Origin of the sequence: Labrenzia sp. THAF82, assembly GCF_009363435.1 — a bacterium.
Lineage (GTDB): Bacteria > Pseudomonadota > Alphaproteobacteria > Rhizobiales > Stappiaceae > Roseibium > Roseibium porphyridii.
The window spans coordinates 3,222,723-3,242,801 of sequence record NZ_CP045354.1 but is presented as its reverse complement, the minus strand read 5'-3'; the positions used below and the strand labels follow the sequence as shown (position 1 = coordinate 3,242,801).

At 54.1% G+C, this 20,079-nt stretch carries 13 protein-coding genes; 9 read left to right on the top strand and 4 right to left on the bottom strand.

The window, feature by feature from the left end:
• Positions 1 to 6: 6 nt before the first annotated feature.
• The 3 genes from accC to FIV00_RS15270 all read left to right on the top strand — a co-directional run bounded on the left by accC (position 7) and on the right by FIV00_RS15270 (position 3,292).
• The gene (accC, locus tag FIV00_RS15280) at positions 7 to 1,353 is read left to right on the top strand and encodes an acetyl-CoA carboxylase biotin carboxylase subunit (protein WP_152501552.1); all 1,347 of its coding nucleotides are present in this window, start codon (positions 7 to 9) and stop codon (positions 1,351 to 1,353) included.
• A gap of 49 nt (positions 1,354 to 1,402) precedes the next feature.
• Positions 1,403 to 2,071 (top strand): leucyl/phenylalanyl-tRNA--protein transferase, encoded by a 669-nt coding sequence (gene aat, locus FIV00_RS15275; RefSeq protein ID WP_152501551.1) that lies wholly within the window; start codon positions 1,403 to 1,405, stop codon positions 2,069 to 2,071.
• 156 nt (positions 2,072 to 2,227) lie between these two features.
• The gene (locus FIV00_RS15270) at positions 2,228 to 3,292 is read left to right on the top strand and encodes a hypothetical protein (RefSeq protein WP_152501550.1); all 1,065 of its coding nucleotides are present in this window, start codon (positions 2,228 to 2,230) and stop codon (positions 3,290 to 3,292) included.
• 80 nt (positions 3,293 to 3,372) lie between these two features.
• Here FIV00_RS15270 and FIV00_RS15265 read toward each other — a convergent pair whose 3' ends face one another.
• Both FIV00_RS15265 and FIV00_RS15260 read right to left on the bottom strand, forming a co-directional pair.
• Positions 3,373 to 3,759, bottom strand: coding sequence for an NADH:ubiquinone oxidoreductase subunit NDUFA12 (locus FIV00_RS15265; RefSeq protein ID WP_152501549.1), 387 nt, complete (start codon positions 3,757 to 3,759; stop codon positions 3,373 to 3,375).
• A 198-nt stretch (positions 3,760 to 3,957) separates the two neighbouring features.
• On the bottom strand, positions 3,958 to 4,683 hold the full coding sequence (locus FIV00_RS15260) for a response regulator (RefSeq protein WP_209006554.1): 726 nt from the start codon (positions 4,681 to 4,683) through the stop codon (positions 3,958 to 3,960).
• 637 nt (positions 4,684 to 5,320) lie between these two features.
• Between FIV00_RS15260 and FIV00_RS15255 the strand changes: the two genes are divergently transcribed.
• The 6 genes from FIV00_RS15255 to FIV00_RS15230 all read left to right on the top strand — a co-directional run bounded on the left by FIV00_RS15255 (position 5,321) and on the right by FIV00_RS15230 (position 15,167).
• A complete protein-coding gene (locus FIV00_RS15255) occupies positions 5,321 to 9,004 on the top strand; it encodes a vitamin B12-dependent ribonucleotide reductase (protein ID WP_152501548.1) in 3,684 nt (1,227 codons plus the stop codon).
• Positions 9,005 to 9,235: 231 nt separating this feature from the next.
• Positions 9,236 to 10,462, top strand: a complete 1,227-nt coding sequence (locus tag FIV00_RS15250) for a nucleotidyltransferase (protein ID WP_209006553.1) — start codon at positions 9,236 to 9,238, stop codon at positions 10,460 to 10,462.
• Positions 10,463 to 10,548: 86 nt separating this feature from the next.
• Positions 10,549 to 12,174, top strand: coding sequence for a ThiF family adenylyltransferase (locus FIV00_RS15245; RefSeq protein WP_247649420.1), 1,626 nt, complete (start codon positions 10,549 to 10,551; stop codon positions 12,172 to 12,174).
• Between the two features lie 47 nt (positions 12,175 to 12,221).
• On the top strand, positions 12,222 to 12,638 hold the full coding sequence (locus tag FIV00_RS15240) for a Mov34/MPN/PAD-1 family protein (protein WP_209006552.1): 417 nt from the start codon (positions 12,222 to 12,224) through the stop codon (positions 12,636 to 12,638).
• 421 nt (positions 12,639 to 13,059) lie between these two features.
• On the top strand, positions 13,060 to 14,220 hold the full coding sequence (locus FIV00_RS15235; RefSeq protein ID WP_152501546.1) for an SAVED domain-containing protein: 1,161 nt from the start codon (positions 13,060 to 13,062) through the stop codon (positions 14,218 to 14,220).
• 515 nt (positions 14,221 to 14,735) lie between these two features.
• Positions 14,736 to 15,167 (top strand): hypothetical protein, encoded by a 432-nt coding sequence (locus FIV00_RS15230; RefSeq protein ID WP_152501545.1) that lies wholly within the window; start codon positions 14,736 to 14,738, stop codon positions 15,165 to 15,167.
• 189 nt (positions 15,168 to 15,356) lie between these two features.
• Here the strand turns inward: FIV00_RS15230 and FIV00_RS15225 are convergent, their stop codons facing one another.
• Together FIV00_RS15225 and FIV00_RS15220 are read right to left on the bottom strand one after the other, a co-directional pair.
• Positions 15,357 to 18,794, bottom strand: a complete 3,438-nt coding sequence (locus FIV00_RS15225) for a YhaN family protein (RefSeq protein WP_152501544.1) — start codon at positions 18,792 to 18,794, stop codon at positions 15,357 to 15,359.
• Complete coding sequence (locus FIV00_RS15220) at positions 18,791 to 20,029, bottom strand: DNA repair exonuclease (RefSeq protein ID WP_152501543.1); 1,239 nt, start codon at positions 20,027 to 20,029, stop codon at positions 18,791 to 18,793. The genes FIV00_RS15225 and FIV00_RS15220 overlap by 4 nt, the downstream gene beginning before the upstream one ends.
• Between the last annotated feature and the right edge of the window lie 50 nt (positions 20,030 to 20,079).

The following is a 20,079-nucleotide window of genomic DNA, read 5'->3' as shown; positions in this document are numbered from 1 at the left end:
TTGGCTATGTTCTCGAAAATCCTAATTGCCAACCGAGGCGAAATCGCCCTGCGCATTCTGCGTGCATGCAAAGAGCTTGGCATTCCAACCGTCGCCGTTCACTCCACCGCAGACGCTGATGCAATGCATGTGCGCCTCGCCGATGAAAGTGTTTGCATCGGACCTCCGGCGGCACGTGAGAGCTATCTCAACATTCCGCAGCTTCTGGCCGCCTGTGAAATTACCGGGGCCGATGCAGTTCATCCTGGATATGGTTTTCTTTCGGAAAACGCACGGTTTGCGGAAATTCTCGAAGCACACAATATCGAGTTTATCGGTCCGACCGCCGAACACATCCGCATCATGGGAGATAAGATCCAGGCCAAGCAAACGGCCAAGGATTTGGGTATTCCTGTTGTTCCTGGATCTGACGGGGCAGTTACATCTTCCGATGACGCCCATGCGATTGCCCGTGAAATCGGCTACCCGGTGCTGGTCAAGGCCGCTTCGGGCGGCGGTGGTCGCGGCATGAAAGTCGCCAAATCCGAGGCCGATTTGGACACTGCCCTTTCAACCGCGCGGAGCGAGGCAGCCGCCGCTTTTGGCGACGACGCCCTCTATATGGAAAAGTATCTCGGAAAACCGAGGCATATTGAGATCCAGGTATTGGGTGACGGGAAAGGAAATGCGGTCCATCTTGGAGAACGCGACTGTTCGCTCCAGCGCCGGCATCAAAAGGTTCTTGAAGAAGCGCCTTCGCCGAGCCTCAATGCCGAACAGCGCAGCCAGATTGGCGAAATTGTTGCCAATGCTATGCGCAAGCTCAAGTATCGCGGCGTTGGCACAGTCGAATTCCTCTATGAAAACGGCGAATTCTATTTCATTGAAATGAACACGCGCCTTCAGGTGGAGCATCCGGTGACCGAAATGATCACCGGCATCGATCTGGTGAACGAACAGATCCGGATTGCCGCTGGCGGCTCGCTTGACATGACCCAGGAAGATATCAGCTTTGAGGGGCACGCAATCGAGTGCCGTATCAACGCCGAAGACCCGGTCAACTTCACGCCGTCTCCAGGGACAATTACCTATTATCATCCGCCCGGCGGCTTGGGCGTTCGCGTCGATTCTGGTGTCTATCAGGGCTACAAGATCCCGCCTTATTACGACAGTTTGATTGGCAAGCTGATCGTACACGGTCGCAATCGTGTCGAGTGCATGATGCGTCTGCGTCGGTGTCTGGATGAATTTGTCGTTGACGAAATCAAGTCGACTATTCCGCTTTTCCGCGATTTGGTGGACAATCAGGACATAGCCAACGGTCAGTACGACATTCACTGGCTCGAGAAGCACCTGGAGAATAAGTCCAGCTGACCGACCAGGCGGCGAGCCAACATCGCCGCCACAGGGACAGTGAGGCCTTATGGCAGGTTACAAAGACGACATCGTTATGGAAATTACGCCGCAGGTACTGCTGAAGGCCTATGCCTGCGGTCTGTTTCCCATGGCTGAATCAGCCGACGATCCCGGCCTGTTCTGGCTTGAGCCGGAACGGCGCGGTGTCTTGCCGCTGGACAATTTCCATCTTCCCAAACGCTTGCGCAGAACCATTCGAAACGACGTTTTCGAAATTCGTGTCAGTACGGATTTCCAGGGCATTATCGACGGCTGTGCAACACCTCAGCCAAACCGCGACAAGACCTGGATCAATCGCGAAATTCGAAGGCTTTACGGCGAGCTTTTCGACATGGGGTATTGCCACACGGTCGAGGCCTGGCAGGACGGTCAACTTGTTGGCGGGCTCTATGGTGTGAGCCTGAACGGCGCTTTTTTCGGCGAAAGCATGTTTACCTTCAAGTCTGATGCTTCGAAGGTCTGTCTTGCGCATTTGGTCGCCCGTCTGATTGTTGGCGGCTACTCCCTGCTCGACACGCAATTTGTGACCGATCATCTGAACAAGTTTGGTACTCAGGAAGTTTCACAGGCCGACTACAATCAACGCCTTGCTGACGCTCTCAAACTTGAGACCGACTATTACGCCTTGTCTCCTCAAGCTTCCGGAGAAGACGTCTTGAGTGTGCTGGACGCCTAGAAATACACTCTAACAACCAACGCCAAGCGTAAATGGTGCCCGGTCTGCCGTCTGCCAGATGCGCAGCAACTCTGGCGCGTATACAGGTTGCAATTGCCGTAACCACCTATCTTTGCTAGCATTCCGTTACGTAACAAAGAAAAGTCAGGATGCTGCATGGCTGGGGATGTCAAAGACAAGACAGACGCTCGACTGGTGCGTGAGCAGGCAGTCCACAAACGCAAGGAGTTGGGCGACGAGGCTTTTTCACATGGGTCGCCTCCTCCAGCGCCTACGACGCCACCTTCCTTGAAGCCGGACAAACTATCATCGTCATCAGCGCCCAAGTCCGGGACGGCCGCCCACTTGAGTACGGAGCTTCAAAAAGCCAAGCAGACCATGACGGATTTTGCCGCCTCCGTCTGGAACAGCGGGGCCACGGACCCGAGCAACACAATCCTGGATCCGAAGTTCAACAAGGATCTGGAAACCCTGCGCGGCTTGCATTCGTTTTTGATTCGCGAAGCGACATCACTGCCGGAGGACTTTTCTCTCGGCATTCTCAATCACCTGCAAGCCGGCAAGCAAGGCGACCAAGGCCGCGCCCCGACGGACGCTGAGTGGCAGGCGATTGAGCAGAAAACCCAGGCTCTCTTCAGTCAACTGTCAGACGCCAATCGCAAAAGGTTCCTGGCATCTCAGATGCCGAATTTTCTGCCCAAGCTCGCTGTCTGGCTGGTTGTTGCTTCGATCGGCTCGATGATCATGTCCGTGGTCTTGTCTGAGGTTCCCTTGTTCGGCGCTGGAATGAACGGTGCAGCGATGGTCCTCTTCTTCCTTGTCTGGCTGATGTCCCTGGGAGCAATCGGTTCTGCTGCCTTTATCGGTTTCAATGCCATTTCGGTCACAAGCGACATCACGTTCGATATTTCAGATTCGCGTCTGATCGTTCAAAGGATCGTTCTGGGAGCACTATTTGCCCTGTTTTTCACCCTGCCATTCGGGTTTCATGAATTCCTGAGTTTCGTGAAAAGCCTGAGTTCGGCGGCATTGAACAAGACAACAGTCCCCACGAAATCGGAGCTCGCCTTCACCAACCAATCCATGCTGCTGATCATGCCGTTCGTACTGGGCTACAGCACGTCTCTGGTCATTCTGGTCCTGAACAGGTTGATCTCTTCCGCAAGCACATTGTTTGGTGCGCAGCAGGCATCTGCAAAGGCAAGTCAGAAACCGGGCTGAACGGCTGGCTTGCCCTTCAGGCCAACAAAACGAAAAAGGCCCCGCTCTTCAGCGGGGCCTTTCAATTGGTTCAGAAGGCCTTAGTTGCCAGGTGTCCAGGCTTCATAGTCACCGGTCACCTCAGGCCGCTTTTCAGGCGTCAGGATCGAACCGTGCGGTCGATAGGCTTCTGGTGTTCCCGTTCCGTTGGCGCGATGCGTCTGCTGCCAATGCTTCGGGTGATAGGTTTCATCGGACGGCGGGGTATCGACCCGATGGTGCATCCAGCCGTGCCAGCCCGGCGGTATCGTTGAAGCTTCTGCCAGACCGTTATAGATCACCCAGCGCTTCTTGCCCGCGCGTTCCTTGTAATACTTGTTGCCGAATTCGTCTTCGCCGACAAACTCGCCCTTGCGCCAGGTGAAGAAACGGGTGCCCATTGTCTGGCCGTTCCACCATGTGAAAAGTTCAAGCAGGAGAGTTTTCATGGCCCTTTGGGGTCCCTCAAAGTCAATTCGCACGCATTCCGCACAGCTATACTCGCACAACTGACGGATTTCGGCGGACTATGGCGGCAACGCCCGCATCTGTCCATAGGTCGCAGATACAAAATATCGGCATTCGCACCGTTGCGGCCATCATGCCGCAGATGCCGGATCAATCAATTGTGGACCTTGCGCACATCGTCAGTGGGGTTTGAAACCCTTGAGACCGGTAAAGCCTGCCGTGCGGATGTGTTTTGCAGCTGCCGAGAACTTCTTTTTGATATCCTTGTCCTTGCTGACGGCACGTTTCTTGACACCGGCGAAGATCGGTTTGGGCTCTTCTTTCTTCTCAAAAGCCTCTTCAACGGCGTCTTCCACTTCAGCCCGCTTCTTTACAGCGGTCCGGTGATGCAGTCTGGCCCCCGCCAATGACTGCATTTTCTCTGCCTGCTCATCCATCGTCTTCTGGATGCCATAGATATTGTAAAAACCCGAGTGCTCGAGAATCATCGGACGGTCGTCATTCAACAGCCAATGCAGCCGCTTGAAGAGTGTCGACGGTGAAACCGGCTTCACCAGCACATGATGCGCGCCAGCTCTCAATGCCTTGTCCACCAGCGGACGCGTTCCGTGAGCCGTGATAAAGAGAATCGGCACATAGCAGAGCGGTTCCATGTGGCGATGACGGACGAGCCGCAAAAACTGATACCCGGATGTCGGTGCCATCCGCCAGTCGGTGAGAATCACATTGGGCGGCTCTGCGAGACTTGCCTCGAGCGCCTCATCGACCGAATCAAACACGCGTACGCGTGACACTTTGAAACTGAGGAGAATCGATCGGAGAATCGTTTGCATCGGCTTGCTGTCTTCCACGACAACAGCGTCGATATCCTCCATTGCGAGCCCGAAAGCGGCATGATGCTTCATATTGTGCGGGTCCCTATCCCTGTCCTACCCACACTAAAGCAGACGCGGCTTAAACCCGGTTGAAGGTGACGCGCGCCATTTACTTCAAATTTTCATAAAATCGCACGCACACTCATCCACAGCTTCGTAGGTCGAGCGCTACCGGCACTTCTTCGCCGGGAAAGCAAGCGCTTTTTCCCTTGGGTTTGCGCGCTCCCCACTCCCCTCCCCAATATCCACATGGACACACAAGATTTTGCGTTTGTATGTTTTTTGAGCACTAGCTGTTGTCACTCACGCCTTGACCTTAAGATTTCATTTACCTTAGATTTCCTATTATTGCGATGTGCGTAGTCGGGAGCTTTTCCAGGCAACCCGGTCATCCAAAACCACCAGTAGCCGCGTTTGCATCTCAGGTTTTTTTCCAAAACCGGGGAACGGGATTTTGTGTGCCTGATCCTTGGCGCATATCGTGACAAAGCTGTTGATGAACACTATATGTAGTGGATCGTTAATCTCTATACGCTACATACAGACATAGACCTAGTGTAGGCAGGACAACATCCGGTGTAAGAGGCAGGCGAAACGCCAAAACCGGATGAAATGCGGGACAAGGCTGGTTTCAGGAACCGGCAAGGGATTAAAGGGGTAACTGAGAATGCGGATCGAGCGGCGCTACACCAAGGAAGGCCAATCGCCTTACGCCGGCATAGAATTTCGGACAGCTAACAGTGAGATCCGCAATCCGGACGGATCGGTGGTATTCCGTCTGGAAAACATCCAGGTACCGGCCCAGTTCTCCCAGGTTGCCTCCGACATCCTGGCGCAGAAATATTTCCGCAAGGCTGGTGTACCTGCCAAACTGAAGCCTGTTGAAGAGAACACTGTCCCGTCCTGGCTGTGGCGTCATGAGGCCGACGAAACCGCCCTTGAAAAAATCGACGAAGACGACCGCTACGGTTCTGAAATCGACGGACGCCAGGTGTTCGACCGTCTTGCCGGAACCTGGACCTATTGGGGCTGGAAAGGCGGCTATTTCGACAAGGAATCAGACGCGCAGGCTTTCTACGATGAGCTGCGCTACATGCTGGCCACCCAGAAGGTCGCACCGAACTCTCCTCAGTGGTTCAACACCGGCCTGCATTGGGCTTATGGCATCGACGGACCGAGCCAGGGCCACTTCTATGTCGATTTCCAGACTGGCCGCCTGACCAAATCCAAAACCGCCTATGAGCATCCGCAGCCCCATGCGTGCTTCATTCAGTCGGTTGGTGACGACCTTGTGAATGACGGCGGCATCATGGATCTGTGGGTCCGCGAAGCACGCCTCTTCAAATACGGCTCCGGCACAGGCTCCAACTTCTCGCATGTCCGCGCAGCCGGCGAAAAGCTGTCTGGCGGCGGCAAGTCTTCCGGCCTGATGAGCTTCCTGAAAATCGGCGACCGTGCAGCAGGCGCAATCAAGTCCGGCGGCACGACACGCCGCGCAGCCAAAATGGTTGTTGTGGATGTCGATCATCCCGACATTGAGGAATACGTCAACTGGAAGGTTCGCGAAGAACAGAAGGTGGCTGCCCTCGTCACCGGATCCAAAATCTGCCAGAAGCACCTTTCCGCCATCATGCGCGCCTGCGTCAATTGTGAAGCAGACAACGGTGACTGCTTCGATCCGGCCAAGAACCCGGCCCTGAAGCGCGAGATCCGCGCTGCAAAGAAAATGATGGTGCCGGAAAACTATATCCAGCGCGTCATCCAGTTCGCACGCCAGGGCTTCACCAAGGTCGAGTTTCCGACCTACAACACCGACTGGGACTCAGAAGCCTATCTGACCGTTGCCGGCCAGAACTCGAACAATTCCGTCCGCGTGACCGACGGCTTCCTGAACGCTGTGATCGAAGAAGGCGAATGGGATCTGACCGCTCGCAAATCCGGCGGCGTTCTGAAGACCGTCAAAGCCAAGGAACTTTGGGAACAGATCGGTTACGCCGCCTGGGCGTCCGCTGATCCGGGCCTGCAGTATCACACAACCATCAATGACTGGCACACCTGCCTGGCTGATGGCGAGATCCGCGCCTCCAACCCGTGCTCGGAATATATGTTCCTGGATGACACGGCCTGTAACCTGGCATCCCTGAACCTGATGCAGTTCCGGCAGGAAGATGGTTCATTCGCCATCGACAACTACGAACACGCCGTACGGCTGTGGACCATCGTCCTCGAAGTATCCGTGTTGATGGCTCAGTTTCCGTCAAAGGAAATCGCGGAGCTCTCCTATAAATTCCGCACGCTTGGACTTGGGTATGCCAACATTGGCGGCCTGCTGATGACGTCCGGCATCCCCTATGACAGTGTCGAGGGCCGCGCGATTTGCGGTGCGCTTACCGCTGTCATGACCGGGGTTTCCTACGCGACTTCAGCCGAAATGGCCGGTGAGCTCGGCTCTTTCCCGGGATATAAGAAAAACGCCAAGCACATGCTCAAGGTGATGCGCAACCATCGCCGTGCGGCCTATGGCGAAGCCGAAGGCTATGAAGGTCTTCAGACCAACCCGGTCCCGCTCGACCATGCCTCCTGTCCGGAGCCGATCCTGATCGACCGTGCCAAGAAGGCCTGGGATCGCGCGTTGGAACTTGGCGAGCAAAACGGCTACCGCAACGCCCAGTCGACGGTGATTGCACCGACCGGGACCATCGGTCTCGTGATGGACTGCGACACCACCGGCATCGAACCGGACTTCGCGCTTGTGAAATTCAAGAAGCTCGCCGGTGGCGGCTACTTCAAGATTATCAACCGCGCCGTTCCCGAAGCATTGCGTGCACTCGGCTACTCCGAAAGCGAAATCGGCGAGATCGAAGCCTATGCTGTTGGACATGGCACGATCGATCAGGCACCGGGCATCAATCCCTCATCCCTGAAAACCAAAGGTTTCAGCGACGAAAGCCTCACAAAACTGAAAGACGGCATGAAGTCGGCCTTCGACATCAAGTTCGTTTTCAATCGCTGGACGCTCGGCGACGACCAATTGAAGACGCTTGGCGTCTCCGACGAACAGCTTGAAGATCCGGAATTCGATCTGCTGACCTTCCTCGGCTTTTCCAAGGCCGACATTGAAGCCGCCAACACGCATGTTTGCGGTGCCATGACGCTCGAAGGCGCTCCCTTCCTGAAGGAAGAGCACTATCCGGTGTTTGACTGTGCCAACCCGTGTGGCCGCATCGGCAAGCGCTTCCTGTCGGTGGAAAGCCACATCCGCATGATGGCGGCAGCTCAACCCTTCATCTCCGGCGCGATCTCCAAGACGATCAACATGCCGAACGATGCAACGGTCGAAGACTGCATGGAAGCTTACATGCTGTCCTGGAAGCTGGCTCTGAAAGCCAACGCGCTTTATCGCGACGGTTCCAAGCTGTCTCAGCCCCTCAACTCGCAGCTTCTGTCAGACGATGAAGACGAGCAGGAAGATGCCATCGAGGAACTCGCCGCCAAGCCGCAGGCCGCCAAGGCCGAAATGGTTGCAGAGCGGATTGTCGAGCGGATCGTTGAGCGCGTTGTCCGTGAGCAGGAAAAGCTGCCTGCCCGTCGCAAGGGCTACACCCAGAAGGCCAAGATCGGCGGACACACCGTGTTCCTGCGGACCGGTGAATATGACGACGGCCGTCTTGGTGAGATCTTCCTGGACATGAACAAGGAAGGCTCCGCTCTTCGGGCCTTCATCAACAACTTCGCAATCTCCGTTTCGCTCGGCCTGCAATACGGCGTGCCGCTTGAGGAGTATGTCGACGCCTTTACCTTCACCAAGTTCGAGCCGGCCGGCATGGTTCAGGGCAACGATGCGATCAAGAACGCAACGTCTATCCTGGACTACGTGTTCCGCGAACTGGCCGTTTCCTATCTCGGCCGTCACGACCTTGCCCATGTCCCGCCGGAAGCCTTCAGCGGTCCGGTTGACGCAGGCGCGGTCAAGAACATGGATAAGGGCGACCCGGGCGTCGTGTCGCACGGTCTTGTCCGTGGTCAGACGGAACGCTTCCGCCTTGTCTCCGGCTCAGAACCGGCAGGCGAAATCACCGAAACGGTGAAAGTGGAGCTCGCGGGAACCGTCGCTGCGCAGGCATCGGCTGTGGCAACTGCCTTTGCCCGCGGCGGTGAAAGTGTTGCAGCGGCAGTTGAGGTCACTACGGCCCCCGCCCCTCAGGTCAGCACTGCGGCACAGCAGATCGCCCAGGCCCGTATGAAAGGCTATGAAGGCGAAAGCTGCGCCGAATGCGGCAACTTCACCATGGTGCGCAACGGCACCTGCCTGAAATGCGACACATGCGGCAGCACAAGCGGCTGCAGCTAAGCGCTTAGCCGGGAGTTCGCCCAGTGTCCGTGACGGCATAGGATGGACTATTTAGGCCAATAAATGGCTCAAAGACGAAAAAGGCGTCGCGGAGTTGAGAGGGCCAAAACTGGCTTCAGACCAACTCCGCTACCAAGAAGTCCCGGGCACTGAAAAGTGCCCGGAAATTGCTAACAAGAACAAACCAAGAAACAAACGCATAAGGTGTAAAAACTACGAGGTGTCCTAATCATGAATGTGCACGTGAATTCCATCGAGAACTTCCTTAAAGCACTTGTGAAAGAGCTTGAGGTTCCTGACAACAGATATGAGCAGGCCCAGACGAGTTACACTTCACTTGGGGAATGGCTTCACCGCCCTGAAAGCACGGTCCGGAAGTACGATCCGCAGGTCTACTGCCAGGGTTCGTTCCGGTTGGGTACTGCGATTCGCCCACATACTGACGAAGAAGAGTATGACGTCGACTCTGTCGTAGAGCTTCGTTCTCTGAACAAACGTGACAAGACCCAGCAAGAACTTAAGGCGATGCTCGGCGTCGAGATCAGGGCCTATCACAATGCCAAGGGCATGGTGAAACCTGTCCGTGAAGGCAATCGCTGCTGGGTTCTGGAATATGCAGACGGTGCCCAGTTCCATATGGACGTGGTTCCAGCTGTTCCAAACACAGAGCAACAGAAAACCCTGCTCGAAGCCAAGAGGCTCGACACGCGTTGGGTATCGACTGCGATTTCCATCACGGACAGGCGGGAGCAAAACTATCGGATAATCTCGGCGGACTGGCCCAGATCCAATCCGAAAGGCTATTCATATTGGTTCGCATCCAGACAGGCGGTAGTGTTCGAACGCCGCAAGCGGGCAGTTTTGGAAGAAATGCAGAAGCATGGCTTCCGCGCAAGTGTGGAGGAATTGCCGGACTTCAAAGTGAAGACACCGCTTCAGTCGGCAATCATGATACTGAAGCGACACCGGGACAACATGTTTGCGCGTAACATGGATCTCCGTCCAATCTCGATCATCATTACCACGCTCTCAGCACACTCGTATGATAATCAGGACACTATATCTGGCGCGCTGTTCACAATCCTTGACCGAATGGATCAGTTCATCGTTCATGACGGCGAGAAGTATATAATCGCAAACCCCACCGACCCGTTCGAAAACTTCGCTGACAAGTGGGAACATGAACCGAAGAGGGCCGATGCGTTTTTCCAATGGCTGCGCCAGGCTCGTGCCGACTTCAGAGCGGCGGCGCAGGCAACGAACTATAAGGGCATGGCCGATGCCGTCTATCAAAGGATGGGATACCGAGCTGCAACCAGCGCGGTTGACCGGCTCACCGGAGGGTCACGCCTACTGCGTGCTGCAACTGGTTTATCTGCGGCAGGCGCAGGCACTGTTGGTGCACCTAGCTTCGCCAATGCCGATAGACGACCGACGAAGCCTCAGGGCTATGCATGATCTGGTGGTGGCAAAATCAGAAAAGGGCAAGAGCCGAGCGGGCGGCATTCACCTCCCTTCATGAGGAAAATGATTGGTTGACGAGCGTGCGCGTCAAGCACCTCGCCAATTTTCAGCTCTGCATGGATGTGGAGATCCTGCATGGCGGGGAAAACTTTACGTTGGCGGTGATCTACCCCACCACATTCCCTGATACCCCGCCGATCGTTATGCCCCATGGCGAAATTCTGCTTTCCGACCATCAGTATGGTCCGGGTGGGGAGCTTTGTCTTCAGTGGCGTCCGGACAATTGGGACCCGGCTGTCACCGGGGCAATGATGGTGGAAAGCGCTTACAGCCTGATTGCTGCTGAGCGCAGTTCCGATGGCGAGGTCGCCGCAGTTCCCTCGGAACATCGTTCATCGCTTGGAGCGGAACTGCGCTTCGAGAGCTGGCGCTTGATAGTCCCAGAGGGTACATGGGAGCCACTCGAAAGGCAGCTCCCCGAGGCGGTGTTGGAGATATCCCTGACGATTACTGCGCGCAGGTCCCATCGGGTGGCTCACCTGAGATCAATCGGTGCACAAGGCAACGAGGTTTGGCTCTCCCCGCAACCCGCACCGAGTGCGCCAGGAATACGGACTGGCTACATATTGCGGACGGCACAAGACATGAGCGTGCTAGCGCTTCATGGAGGCGGTGAATTCAAAGACCTCGCCGAATGCGTTCCAGAACTCTCCTCCCTTTTTGAAAGGTCGGATTGGCCGTTCCTTATCGTTCTCGAAAAAAGCGGACGTAAGACCGCTTTTGACATAGTACGCAGCAATAACGGCTATCCATTTCTAGTTCCTTACCGGATCGTTGAGGAGGAAGGCCTGGCCCAACGATCCGCTTCGAATCGTGAATCAGTATCCATGAACCGCGTCGCGATCGTTGGCTGCGGCTCCATCGGCTCGAAGGTCGCCACCTCACTCGCTCGTGCTGGTGTCAGGAAATTCCTCCTCGTCGACGAAGATATCTTCCTGGCTGGCAACCTGGTGCGGAACGAGCTCGACGCTTGGGCGATCGGTTGGCACAAAGTGGACGCTTTAGCCGACAGAGTCGGCCAGATAGCCACCGACACTGAAATCGAAACGCGGCGCGTCGCTCTTGGTAGCCAGACCTCTGCCCTTGCAATGGAATCTACGCTTGAATCGATTGGCGAATGCGATCTCATCGTCGACGCCACCGCAAACCCGACATCGTTCAATTTGTGCGCCGGCGCTGCAAAGCGGCACGGCAAGCCGATGATCTGGGCAGAGGTTTTCGGTGGTGGGATCGGCGGGATCATCGCTAGAGCGCGGCCTAACACGGATCCCTATCCGTTGGCGGCAAGGAATCAGATCACGACGTGGTGCGACGAACATGGGATTCCATGGCAGACGGAGACCGGAAACCCGTACGAGATTAGCGGAGACGACAAGCCGCCATTCATCGCTGACGATGCCGATATCTCTGTTGTTGCCGCCCATGCAACGCGGTTTGCCCTCGACATCCTTCAAGGCGGAAAAACGTCATTTCCCCATTCCGCCTATGCGATCGGCTTAAAGAAAGCTTGGATCTTCGAAGCACCCTTCGACACTTGGCCAATCGACCTGCAACCAATGGGTCCTTGGGAAGAGCCGGTGGCGGCGCATTGCGAAGAAGATATCAGAACACTGATGTCTGATCTCATCGACGAGGAATCTTCGTGACTGTGCAGTTGGTCCTTCCTCGGGCGATCGTGGATAGGATGAAGAACATGCTGGCTCGTGCCGCCGACAGGGAGATTGGGGGCATCCTGATGGCACGACAAATCACACCCGGACAATTCGAGATCGTCGACTTCTCCGTCGATGAGCTGACGGGCGAACGGGCGCATTTCGTCAGGGATCACGTCTTTCACAACACGTTCCTAGACGCGTTCTTTGAAAGGACCGGTTACGACTACGAGAAATACAACTACATCGGCGAATGGCATTCTCATCCCCGGCTTCCAATCTTTCCGAGCCTCACCGATCTGGAATCCATGGAGGATCTCGTGAATGGAGAGCGCCAGATCCCGTTCGCTGTCCTGCTCATCGTCAGGTCTGACGCGCCACAGGAGTTCCTCGCGATCGCAACTTTCCACCAAAGTGGAGGAATTCCCGAGCCGGTACGGATCAAATCGGAGTTCTAGAGGTCAACTTGTTTCGACAAACGAAAGTCTCGGCGTTTCTGCGTATTCGCCAAACTCCTACCCAAACCGAGAGGGTCGGTGGAGGAACTCGCCCTGGACTTGCCGCCCTCATCACTGAACTCGGTGGAAAATTGATCATCGGAGCAACTATCCGTGGCAACTACTTGTTCAAACTGGATCATCGACATGACTCTCTTGAAATATAACGAGCAATTTCTATCGAGTTCAGCGAACAGTGCATATGAACCGGATACTGACGAACGGGACAGCGGCATGTGGATTGTCGACCGGACAGTACCATGGACATCCGTGTGCCTGCGCAATCGCAAGTTTTGGCACATTGGCAGTATTGGGCGCACTAAAAGTGCGCCTGAGTCTAATTTTTCTAGAGAGGCAACTCCGCGGAGTATGGAGATGCCGAATGCCTAAACGCAGAGGGAACACTCGAGACACCACGAAGATGGTCGTGTGGGGTCGCGCCGGTGGTCGCTGTCAGTACAGAAACTGTAATGAGCGGCTGGATGGAGACCTTGTTTCGGGAAATCTTGCACGAAACAAAAGTTATGTCGCGCATATTGTTGCCGCTGATCCTGGTGGGGAACGCGGCGATCCGGTACTCTCCTTTGAATTGGCTGATGATCCGGAAAACCTGATGCTAATGTGCGATGCCCATCATCGCGAAATTGATGATACAGAAAAACTCAATATCTACACGGTCGAAATACTGAGAGAAATGAAGCGCGAGCATGAGATGCGCGTGGATCAACTTCTTTCAATTAGGACGGCAAAGAAGTCTAAGATTCTCCAAGTCAGCGCACCAATCGGTGAAAATGAGACGGCAGTATCCTTCGACGATTGCACTTATGCCGTCACGTCGGAGTCGATCCTTGCCGACCGCGTTCCTGTTGAAATCAAGATCCGTGGCATGCGCCACAAGGACACCGATCCGGATTACTATAATACTGAAATAAGCAATCTGAGATCTCGCTTTGACCGAGAAATCCGGGGGCAATATGAGGACGGATTGATTGAACACCTCTCTGTTTTTGGGTTAGCTCCGATCCCAATTCTTATGGAACTGGGCCGCTTGATCTCGGACATTTCTGATGCAACCGTTTTCATGCGTCACCGGGAACCGAAACCTCAGTGGGCGTGGCCCAACGATGGGCCCAGCCTATCGTTTTCAAGATCCAAAGGACCCGCAGAAAGTAACAAGGTTGCACTGAAACTCTCGGTATCCGCTGACATCAATGATGAGCGTGTCAATCAGGTGCTCGGCGACGATGTTTCCATCTGGGAAATTCGAAGCAACCGTTTTGGTACGGGAGTACTGCGAAACCATAGCGATTTGACTGGGTATCGCCTACTCGTTGGCCGCGTATTCGATGAAATACGGGAACAACATGGGAAAGAGGCCGAACTCTCAGTTTTTCCGGCCATACCGATAGCATGCGCCATCGAATTTGGACGCGTTTGGCAACCAAAGGCGCATCCTGGTTTTCGAATTTTTGACGAAACCCAGGCTAAGGGTTTTATCAAAAGGCATGAGATAGGCACAATGTTGTCGACATCTTCGAGATAACCGAGCCTATTGTTTCCGCGAAAGCTCTCTAAAAACATCCGTATTTCGACAGGTAACATACCGAAAAGCAGAGGAATTACCGATTGACGAGTCACTACGACACAATTTTCAAGCAATGCATGAGTGACCCGCGCAGCAACTTTGTCCAGCAAGTCACCAGACTACCAAAAGGTCACCCAATGCCCAACGACGCTGGATGGTTCACAGCGCGGACCGTAGATTACATTTCAAAGATCTCAAAAAGCCAATACGTTCACGTAGAAATACAGACTAAATCCGACAAAACAATGCACTGGAGGATGGCTAATTACTTCATACTTCTAAATCACAAGATACACGGATGGAATAATGACAACATTTCCATAATACAATTTCTTGTTTACATCGGCCCGGGTAAAAATACTATGCTGAAGGATAACCCTCGCTTGGGACGACCATATTTTTACAAGACGGTCGACCTGTCGAAGTACGAAGGCGAACATCTATTCAGATCAGATTTCTATGGAGATCGTATATTGGCGCTTCTTACAGCAGGCGTCACGAAAGAAATGTGGCTGAAAACACTCGATGAAGTTTGTGGCTTGCGACAAAACGCGCAACAATTAGAAGCGCTATTCTTCGTCTACCATCTATCAGCCTTGAGAGGCATGCAGGAAATGATCGAACATCAGTTAAAAGAAATGGGAATCTATGAGGCTCTTAGAACGACACCGTTGACAGAAAAAGCCGCGGAACAAAATTCAATCGGAACGATCATCGAACTCTTGTCCGATTTTTATATTGATAACGGAGACGAAGAGCTGAATGATGAAGAAACTGAAATACTGATGAACATCGATTTCAAAAAGGTAAAATCGATATATAAGTCTATCACACGAGACAATGCTCCTCGCTCTATAATTGTAGCTGGGGCTGTTTTACAGCAGGGGACATCAATACAAAGGTGAGTCATGTTTCTGAATGACAGTTCTTGGGGAACAATCTGAGAAAGCTGTCCTTGAAAACAATTGTCCTCGGTCTGGCAGCCAGTCCACTTACGATGGTCCGATCATTGATATGGGACAGGAATGTTTTATCGATCGGTGGTTCCTGAAAAAATAACCCGCTACCGGTCTGACAAACAGCTGATATGGCCATCAAAGCTCATGCACCGAAACGCCATTGACACAAACCTCTTTGGCTAGTTCCACGACATGGCGATGGTGTGTCAAATAGATCGCCTGGCCAGTCCGGCCGATCTTTTCCATGACCTTGCAGGCAGACCGAGTTCTGTCCTCGTCAAAAGTCTCAAAAACATCGTCGCAGAAAAATGGCAGGCACACTCCTTGAGTGGCGAGCTGCTCGTAGGCAGCTGCCCGAAGAGCGAGGAAGAGTTGAAAGCGTGTTCCCTTTGACAGATCATTTGCTTGTTTTGCTGTGCCGGAAGCATCGATAGCAAGCAAGATTTCCGAAGAGCCCTCCGGTCGTGTCTCTAGTCGGTTGTAAGCTCCGTTGGTAAGTTCTGCGAACGCCTTCTCGGTTGCATCCATCATGCCGCTGCGATGTCTGTCCCGGTATCGGCGAATGGCTTCTTCTGCCAAGTGCAGCCCGAAAGTCGTTTCGAGATAAGATAACGCGGCCTCTTCAATTTCAAATTCCAGAGTAGTCTTCCTTTCTACCAAGCTTGCGATGTCGGCTTCTCCTGTCACCGCGGAGAGATCCTTTTGCGCGGAGGTGCGCTGTTCGATCGAACTTTCAAGGCGCTTGTCGACGGACCCCAGATCGTCATTGAGCGCCATCAGCGACGCATCCAGGTCGACGAGGGTCTTACCTTTGAGCTTCTCCCTCGCGGCTTCAATGTCGGGCATCGAAAGCTCCGAGCGAACGGAGTTGCAGAGGTCCAACAAACGCGCTCTTTTATCGATTACGTTTTGAGCTTCTCCGCTCGCTTTGCGCAGGTCTTGCAGCGTGTCCGTTGGAACGTGTTGCGGAAATATCGCAGCCAAATCTGCCGCTTTTCTGCTGATGTTTTCGAGGGCTTTCTCGGTCTTGCTCAGAGCATCTTTCGCGGTCTGGATGTTTTTGGACAGGGTCCTGAATGTTTGCTCCGCTTCGCTGGCCGCCCGGGACATTTTCTGAAGGGCTTTAAAGATTTCTAGCGGGGACAAGGAAACGTCGACACCCAAGGGTTCTGCCAGAAGTGCCACTTCTCGCCCAAAATCCTGTTGGTCTTTCTCCATCGACACGACTTGGCGCTCCATACCAACCCGGCGGCCTTCCATTTCCCGCAACTCTCGAAGAGGCTCGAGCGACTGGATCACCACGTTCTCAGTGAGAGCAGATCCAAAGAATTCAGAGATCATCGTGGACCAGGTTTTCTGATGTCCTTCATGGCGGTTTTGCAGGTTGCTCATGGCCTGGCGTTGGCGCACGAGCTCGGCTTTCAATCCCTTGCAAACTTCGAATGCTGCCTTGCGCTTTTCGTCACGAGTAAGCTCTTCGGCCCGACGTGTACGCGCCTCAACAATCAAGGCGTCGAAGTCCTCGGTCGCAAGTCCCATTGCTTTTTGCAGCTCTGCGATTGCACGCTGGGCGTCCGAGAGTGTCGTCTGGTGTTCCTTCTCAAGGCGTTTGCTATTTGTGTCGGCCTGGATAGCTGCTTCGAGCTTTCTAACCCACACTGAAAATACCTCTGTGCTGAGCGAGGTGCTTAAGCCGCAGCGGCTGGCGTATCCGTCCACGGTTTCGCGGACTTCGGCCAGCTCTTCGTCCAGCTTGGCAAGATGTTCCTTAGCAGAGGACAGCTTGGTTTCAACTTCACTTTGCCTTTGCTCTTCGGCTCTTAGCCGGCCGAGTTCGGTCGTATGATCCAGTCGTGTTTCCGATAGTTGATCGACCTTCTGCATGGCTGTTTCGAAGGCGATGGCAGACGTGAGGTCAAGAGTAGATTTATGGGCGGACCACAGCTGATTGCGTTCCTCCTTTGCGGTTTGCGCTGTGGCGTCATCTACAACACCTGCACCTGATTTGAGAGCGGAAACACGGTGTTCCAAGGCTCTTAGGTCGGCCTTTAGATCTTCGCAGCGGTCGGCGAGTTTGGAGCGTTTGTCCTGAAGGGTCCGATACTTCGCTGACAGCTCTTCGGCTTCAACAGAAGAGATTGTTGCCAGCGGAATCGCATCAAATACCTGCCCAGAAACCGTTAGCGCGGTCAAAGCGTCCTCACGGGCATTCGTTGCAGAGCGAACAGCCTGGCGGGCCGAGGCATAACGTGGCGAAAGGCTGTCGATTGAATAGCGTGTTAGGATCGGGCTCACGAGGACAACGGTTGGATTATCGCTTTGGATTTCAGCCAAATCCTGTTCCGCGATCCCAACACGCTCCTGTAGATCTTCGATTTCAGTTTCGAGTTTGGTGATGTCGCGGGAGGAGGTTCGAAGATTGTCTCGGGCTGCTTCCAATTGGCCAATCTGACCGGGCGAAAGCACCAACGCCTTCAGGTCAATGGTTTCGGGTGCATCTAGGTTCGTTGCTGCCCGGCTCATGTCTTGCTGAATTTCAGCCAGAGTTCTGCGGCGCTTGTCGAGATCGATGTCTGCTGTCGCAAACCGGCTGCGAAGTTCGTCAAGCCTCTCCAGATCAATCATGAGCGACAGGTGTTCTGGATGGCGTTCCAATTGAACCAGCTGATCGCGTAACTGGGTGATCTCCTGGCCAATCCGGTCTTTGTCTGCGAGGAGCCTGGTTTGCTCCGTCAGAAGCGTCACCAGCTCCTCTGGATTGACGTCCAAGAGTTTCGGAAAGTCTGCGTAATCTGTCAGCTCCGCCTCGAGAGTGTCGATCTCGGCGAGCTTCGGCAATGCTGCTTTAAAGGCCTCCAAATCTGCCTTTGTGGTCAGCAAAGTTTTTCGCTCCTCGCGCGCGCTTGCCTCTTCGACTTGCGCAACTTCCAAGGCCTGTTTCAGTTTCTTGTAGGCACTGACTGGAACGTCAGTTTCCCTGATTTCTTGCTCGACATCTGCAAGCTGTCGCTTCAGCTGTGCCATCTCGGTCGAAGTGGCTCTTTTGCGGTAGATCCCGTCGGCCTTGGCTCGGAACTGGTCAAGGACGGCTGTGAGGTCGCTGACACCGGCAGCTGCGGAAAACAAAAGCCGGCCGATGTCGCCTTTACTGTTGACAATCTCTTCGCCGCCTTTTTCGATCGTTTCGTCATCAAGACAAAGCAGGTGCCGGTAGTCTGTTTCTGACAGACCTCCCAAGTGAGCAGCTAGTGTAACTTCCGGCAAGGGCGTGTCATTGGCATCGCGGAGAGACGGATCTCGGGTCGACAACCTAGTGAGCGGGACCTGATTGCCATCGACGTCCAAGACGCCTGATACCCGCAGGTTCTTGCGTTGATGAAGAAAGTCGTACCTGTCCTGGTGTGGAAATCCGTAGAGCAGGCGCAAGAATGCTTCCATGGTGGTCGTCTTGCCGGCCTCATTCGGTCCGTAGATCACATGGAAATCGGATGTACTGGATTTGGCGCCGAAGTCGTAGGACTTGCCGGTGAAGTGACCGAAGAAATCGAGAGTGAGCTTTTCAAGCCGCATCATTCGCTTGCGCCTTTCATGGCAGCAAGTATGCTCTCAGCGCCGGCATGGGACAGTGAACGCACAAGCTGTTCGACAGCTTCTTCATCAGGCAACAGCCGAGCTCTTCGGGCAGTTGGAATCTCGTTGGCCAGATTTTCCAATAAGTCGCGCATGGTTGCAGCGATGGCAGGCTCTTCGCGGATCTCTGCCATCAGTGTTTCAAGCTCACCGACGGCGGATCTGTTGTCGGTGCTATCTGCTTCCCCGGAAAAGTCGAATTTGATCTTTTCGATCCAAAGCCGATTGGTGCTGCGAGCAATTTCTGAGATCACCTCTATCCAGGCATTTTGGTCACGCAACACCTGCCATTTGAGGTCTGCTCGTCCTGCAACTGTGAGCCGGACAAGTCCGGCATCTGCTGCAAGGTCTTCTGCTGCCTCTTGCAACTGCTGGCGAACATGACTGCGAACCTCGTCATCCGTTCTGCAACCGCCAATGTCGATCTTGAGTCCCAAAAAATCAGCAACTGATGTCGGGACCTCGGAGATCGAAATGGTCTTATCTTCGATCGTTAGCAAAGTGGCGGATTTTGGTCCGGCTTCACCGATGTCACGTCCTTGAGGAATGCCCGGCATTACAATCCAGGGAGCATCGGAGTGGACTTGGCGCTTATGCACATGGCCAAGCGCCCAGTAATCAAACCCCATAGAAGACATCTCTGCAACGGAACAGGGGGCATAGCTATCGTGCCCATGACTACCGGCAAGGGATGTATGGAGCATGGCGATGTTGATCGAGTCAGGTTCCGGCGAACCGAACTTCGGCAACAGGCTATCCGGTGCTTGGCGACCACTGAAACTCACGCCATGGACCCAGATATTCGTCGCTCCCAATTGATGTCGGCCGCCACGACCGTCGAAGACATGCACATTGTCGGGGAGACTGACTTCGCCAGTCAGTGGGTTTTCTGCGTCGTGGTTACCCTTGATATAGAAGACAGCAATATCGGCTTGCTTTAGTCGATCCAACTGACCGGTTAAGAATGCAGCTGTCTTCGCGCTTCGCTCAACTCCGTCAAAGAGATCACCTGCTATCAGGATCGCTGAGATACCTTCCGCCAACCCTAAGTCGATGAGCCGAGAAAATGCTGTCCTGGTGGCTGTTTGAACAATGTTTTTTAGATTCTCATCTCGTAGCGCGAGCGACTTAAGTGGCGAATCAAGATGAACATCAGCTGTATGTAAGATCTTGATCAAACGCAGTTTCCCATAACAAAAACCTCAAAACTCAATCCCTGATACCCAGC

Excerpts from the sequence above, each read along its gene's own strand:
- FIV00_RS15225 (WP_152501544.1), bottom strand. The coding sequence starts at position 18,794 with ATGATGCGGCTTGAAAAGCTCACTCTCGATTTCTTCGGTCACTTCACC.
- FIV00_RS15235 (WP_152501546.1), top strand. The coding sequence starts at position 13,060 with ATGCCTAAACGCAGAGGGAACACTCGAGACACCACGAAGATGGTCGTG.
- FIV00_RS15270 (WP_152501550.1), top strand. The coding sequence starts at position 2,228 with ATGGCTGGGGATGTCAAAGACAAGACAGACGCTCGACTGGTGCGTGAG.
- FIV00_RS15260 (WP_209006554.1), bottom strand. The coding sequence starts at position 4,683 with ATGAAGCATCATGCCGCTTTCGGGCTCGCAATGGAGGATATCGACGCT.
- FIV00_RS15240 (WP_209006552.1), top strand. The coding sequence starts at position 12,222 with ATGCTGGCTCGTGCCGCCGACAGGGAGATTGGGGGCATCCTGATGGCA.
- FIV00_RS15265 (WP_152501549.1), bottom strand. The coding sequence starts at position 3,759 with ATGAAAACTCTCCTGCTTGAACTTTTCACATGGTGGAACGGCCAGACA.
- FIV00_RS15250 (WP_209006553.1), top strand. The coding sequence starts at position 9,236 with ATGAATGTGCACGTGAATTCCATCGAGAACTTCCTTAAAGCACTTGTG.
- FIV00_RS15255 (WP_152501548.1), top strand. The coding sequence starts at position 5,321 with ATGCGGATCGAGCGGCGCTACACCAAGGAAGGCCAATCGCCTTACGCC.
- aat (WP_152501551.1), top strand. The coding sequence starts at position 1,403 with ATGGCAGGTTACAAAGACGACATCGTTATGGAAATTACGCCGCAGGTA.
- accC (WP_152501552.1), top strand. The coding sequence starts at position 7 with ATGTTCTCGAAAATCCTAATTGCCAACCGAGGCGAAATCGCCCTGCGC.